Below are 4,140 nucleotides of genomic sequence, written 5' to 3' on the forward strand. Positions count from 1 at the left end.
CTGCAATGCGAGCATGCAGCCCGCTTCAAGTCTGGGCTTGCCGAAACGCTTAGCCAATGACAGCAGACCCAGGCAGGCGCGGTAGCCATGCTCGGGATGCTTGTTCTCCTGCATCAGGCGCGTTACCGCTTCACCGGTGGCGGGTCCGATACTTTGTCCCCAGTGGATCAGTCGCTGCGGGGTCCACTCCATGTGGGCGCGATGCGCTGCGGGCATGTGCGCGGCGGTCGTGGTAAAGCCGCCATGCCGGCTGCTGCGCGCATGACTGGCTACCCGCTGCCCCCGATGCAAGAGCTCGATCACCGCGGTCGTGATACGCGCCTCCAGCGCTTGGCCCACCAGTGCATGCGGCACGCTGTAGCGTGAGCGTGAGCACGGAAGGTGATGGGTCTGGCGGGGAGTCTTTGCAGATTGCGTGATGTACGCAGGATGAGCCCCCTCGGGCATCTTGCACAAACGATACCGTCGGGGGAGTCTTTGGTTTACGAGACTAAAGACCACCGAAGTGTGCCGCGCGACTTTACAGAACTCCAATTTTTATCGGCTGCTGTTACGCATTGACCAGGGCCTCGCGGAGCAGACCCGCGCGCAACGCTGCCGTTGCGGGGGCGTGCTGCACAGCGCCCGCTACCCGCGCAAGCCGCGCGGTATTCCCCGCGAAGCCTTGCCCGATTGCGACTTCCGCTACAGCTTCTGCTGTGCCGGCTGCCGCCGCCGCACGACGCCAGTGTCCGTGCGTTTTCTGGGCCGGCGCGTCTATGTCGCCGCGATCATGGTGACGGTCTGTGCCTCACGAGCCAGCGCAGGCACCGCGGCGGCCATGCGCCAACTGGACTCGCTTGACGTGCCGGTCTCGACGATTGCGCGCTGGCGACGCTGGTGGCGCACCGAATTCATGACGACGCCCCTGTGGCTGCTCGGGCGCTCCGATTTCATGCCGCCCGTCGAACCCGATCTACTCCCTGCGAGCCTGCTCGAACGCTTCGTCACCACGCTCCAGCACTCCCCGCTGATGGGTCTGTTGCGCTGGCTCACACCCCTGACCAGCGGCAGCGCCGCGAGCAACCTGCGCGAGGTTCGTTAGACGCCCGCAGAACTTGTCGCTCGCCCCCGTCAGACAGCGCTTGTAGTCTCGCTTCTCCCCTGAACCGCGGCGATGCCCGCCGCATCTTTGGAGAATCGATGAGCCAACACCACGATTTACCAGCGGGTGATCGCTGGGCCCGCTTGCGCTTCGCCGTCGTCGGCCCGTTGCTGGCCGCTCCGCCGGAACCGGGCCAACTGCGCGAACTTCTGGCCATTCTGAGCGCCAAGGTCTGGCGTCACCCCGTCACCGGTGCCGACGTCCAGTTCGGCCACTCGACCATTGAGCGCTGGTACTACCAGGCCCGCCGTGCAGCACAGGACCCGGTGACCGGACTCAGGAACCGGCCGCGCATGCGCGGTACTTCCCGCAGCCTGTCGCCGGCGGCCATCCAGGCCATCCGCGAGCAGTATCGCGAACACCCCGGCTGGACCTGCCAGTTGCACTACGACAACCTCAAGGTCACGCTCGGGGCCGCGAACCTGCCCTCGTATGCGACCGTGCGCCGCTACTTCGTCGCACAGGGGTTGTTTCGCGAACGCGCGCCGCGTCACACGAGTGCCGGCGCAATGCTCGCACGCGATCGTCTGGAGCGCCTTGAGGTGCGCAGCTTCGAGGTCGAACATGTCGCCGCGCTCTGGCATCTCGATTTCCATCACGGATCGCGCAAGCTGCTCACGCGCGACGGCCAGTGGATCACGCCAATGCTGCTGTGCGTACTCGATGACCGCTCGCGCATCGTCTGCCACGCGCAGTGGTATCTCGACGAGACCGCCCAGAGCCTGATACACGGGCTGTGCCAGGCGTTTCAGCGCCGCGGCTTGCCACGTGCCCTGATGACCGACAATGGCGCCGCGATGCTCGCCGAGGAAACGGTCGCTGGACTGCACGCGCTCGGCGTACTGCATCAGACCACCTTGCCGTATTCGCCATACCAGAATGCGAAGCAGGAGACGTTCTGGGCACGCATCGAAGGCCGCGTGATGGCGATGCTTGAGGGCGAGCCGAACCTCACACTAGATCTGCTCAATCAGGCCACGCATGCGTGGATCGAGCGCGAATACCACCGGGCCCATCACTCCGAGATCGGCTGCACGCCGCTTGAACGCTGTCTTGCCGGTCCCGACGTGCGGCGTGAATGTCCTGCCAGCGACGCCTTGCGCGCAGCGTTCCGTATTGATGTCACCCGTACCCAGCGCCGCTCCGATGGCACCGTGAGCCTGGCTGCCCAACGCTTCGAAATCCCGGCGCGTTACCGGCAACTACGACAGGTTCGCCTGCGCTATGCGCGCTGGGACCTCAGTCACGTCGATCTGGCCGATGCCGACACGGGCGTCGTGCTGTGTCCGTTGCGCCCGCTGGACAAGGCCGCTAACGCCGACGGCCAGCGCCGGCGACTCGACGACGGCAGCATCGCTCACCCGCCAGCCGCAAGCCCACCAGGCGTCGCGCCACTGCTTCGCCAGTTGCTTGCCGAGCATGCCGCGACCGGATTGCCGCCGGCCTGGATCCCGACCGAACTGGAGGACATATGAGTAGCCATCGTTTGCAGGCCCTGTACGGCCTGAAGTGGAATCCGTTCTCGCCGGAGTTGCCCCTTGAGGCGCTTTATGTGCCGCCCAAGGTCGAGAACTTCTGCTGGCGCATCGAGAACGCGCATGTGCGCGAAGGCGGCTTCGCGATGATTCACGGCGAGCCCGGCACCGGCAAGAGCGTCGTGATGCGCCTGCTGGCCGAACGGCTCGAGCGGCTCACCGACCTGACTGTCGTCTCGATCAATCACCCGCAAAGCAATCTTGCCGACTTCTACCGCGAGATGGGCGATATCTTCTGTCTCGAACTCAGGCCGCACAACCGCTGGGGCGGGTTCAAGACGCTGCGCGAGCGCTGGTTGTCGCATCTGCAAACGACGCGGCGGCGTCCCATCCTGCTGATCGACGAAGCGCAGGAAATGAGCGCGGGCGTGTTGAACGAGCTGCGGCTGATGGCCAGTGCGCGCTTCGATTCCCAGCCACTGCTGTGCGTGGTGCTCGCCGGCGACTCGCGCCTGACCGACAAGCTGCGGCGCGACGAACTGCTGCCGCTGGGCAGCCGCATCCGTTCGCGTCTGCCCACTGAGAAGGCTTCTGCGGACGATCTGCTGGCCTGTCTCGATCATCTGCTCGCGAGCGCCGGCGCGCCGCAATTGATGACCCCGCAACTGCGTCACACGCTGTGCGAACACGCGCTGGGCAACTATCGCGTGCTCACCACGCTCGCCAACGAACTACTTGCCACCGCCGCCCAGCGCGAACTGCCTGAACTCGACGAGAAGCTGTACTTCGACGTGTTCGCCCCGGCCGCCCCCGCGTCACGGCGGCAGCCGGCGCGTCAATCCAGTGGAGCCCGCTGACATGTCCCGCAAAACACGCAACGCCAAACGTATCGCCGCCTTCGCGGCGCCCGAACTCTCCGATGAAGCAGCCTGCATGATGCAGTTCTTCCTTGAAGACTTCTATCTGTGGTTCAGCCGCGCCTACGGCGACCAGATCCGGCGGTATTACCAGCCCTGGCACCACGGCCCCGGCCAGCCACGGCACAACATCGACGACCCATTCTGAACCGGAAACAACGGGGGCCTCATCGCCCCCGATTGCTTCGCCGCCAAAACATCAATTAACTTGCAAATCGCTTCATCAACTTACGTGCTCCTGCTCATAGCGATGCTGCTCGACATCGACGTGATAGTCGATGTGAACCTTGACGGTTTTGAATTGCGCCATCTCATAGGGCTGCGACGGCAAGGGCAGCAAGGCCGGCGCATCGAGTGCAGCGAAGGTGCTTGCACGGCTGCCGGGTAACTTCTGGAACGGTTTCTCATTGAGCTGCGTCAGCAACGGCGCGACCGCCTGGTTCACTTCGTGTACGCTGGCGAACTGCTGATGGCGCAGGCGCGCCATGATCCAGCGTTCGACGATCTGCACCGCAGACTCCGCTTTGGCCTTGTCCTGCGGATGATAGGGGCGCGCCGGCAGAATCGAGGTGCCGTAGTGGCGCGCAAAGTCGAGCACCGTGTC

The 4,140-nt window shown here is 64.7% G+C and carries 4 protein-coding genes and 2 pseudogenes; 4 read left to right on the forward strand and 2 right to left on the reverse strand.

Translation table 11 applies throughout. From position 1 onward, the window contains the following. Positions 1-384, reverse strand: a pseudogene (locus AWB68_RS43035) (Mu transposase domain-containing protein); the annotation flags it as partial. 121 nt (positions 385-505) lie between these two features. Between AWB68_RS43035 and AWB68_RS43040 the strand changes: the two are divergent. From AWB68_RS43040 to AWB68_RS43055, 4 genes are all read left to right on the forward strand, one after another. Next, positions 506-1,084: a hypothetical protein gene (locus AWB68_RS43040; RefSeq protein ID WP_087650200.1), complete on the forward strand. Its 579-nt coding sequence runs from the start codon at positions 506-508 to the stop codon at positions 1,082-1,084. Positions 1,085-1,182: 98 nt separating this feature from the next. Continuing rightward, a complete protein-coding gene (locus AWB68_RS43045; protein WP_087650201.1) occupies positions 1,183-2,619 on the forward strand; it encodes a DDE-type integrase/transposase/recombinase in 1,437 nt (478 codons plus the stop codon). Continuing rightward, positions 2,616-3,476: an ExeA family protein gene (locus AWB68_RS43050; protein WP_087650202.1), complete on the forward strand. Its 861-nt coding sequence runs from the start codon at positions 2,616-2,618 to the stop codon at positions 3,474-3,476. The genes AWB68_RS43045 and AWB68_RS43050 overlap by 4 nt, the downstream gene beginning before the upstream one ends. A gap of 1 nt (position 3,477) precedes the next feature. Then, positions 3,478-3,684 (forward strand): hypothetical protein, encoded by a 207-nt coding sequence (locus AWB68_RS43055; protein ID WP_087650203.1) that lies wholly within the window; start codon positions 3,478-3,480, stop codon positions 3,682-3,684. A 96-nt stretch (positions 3,685-3,780) separates the two neighbouring features. Here the strand turns inward: AWB68_RS43055 and AWB68_RS43060 are convergent. Next, positions 3,781-4,140, reverse strand: a pseudogene (locus AWB68_RS43060) (IS21 family transposase); the annotation flags it as partial.

Origin of the sequence: Caballeronia choica, from assembly GCF_001544535.1 — a bacterium.
Taxonomy (GTDB): domain Bacteria; phylum Pseudomonadota; class Gammaproteobacteria; order Burkholderiales; family Burkholderiaceae; genus Caballeronia; species Caballeronia choica.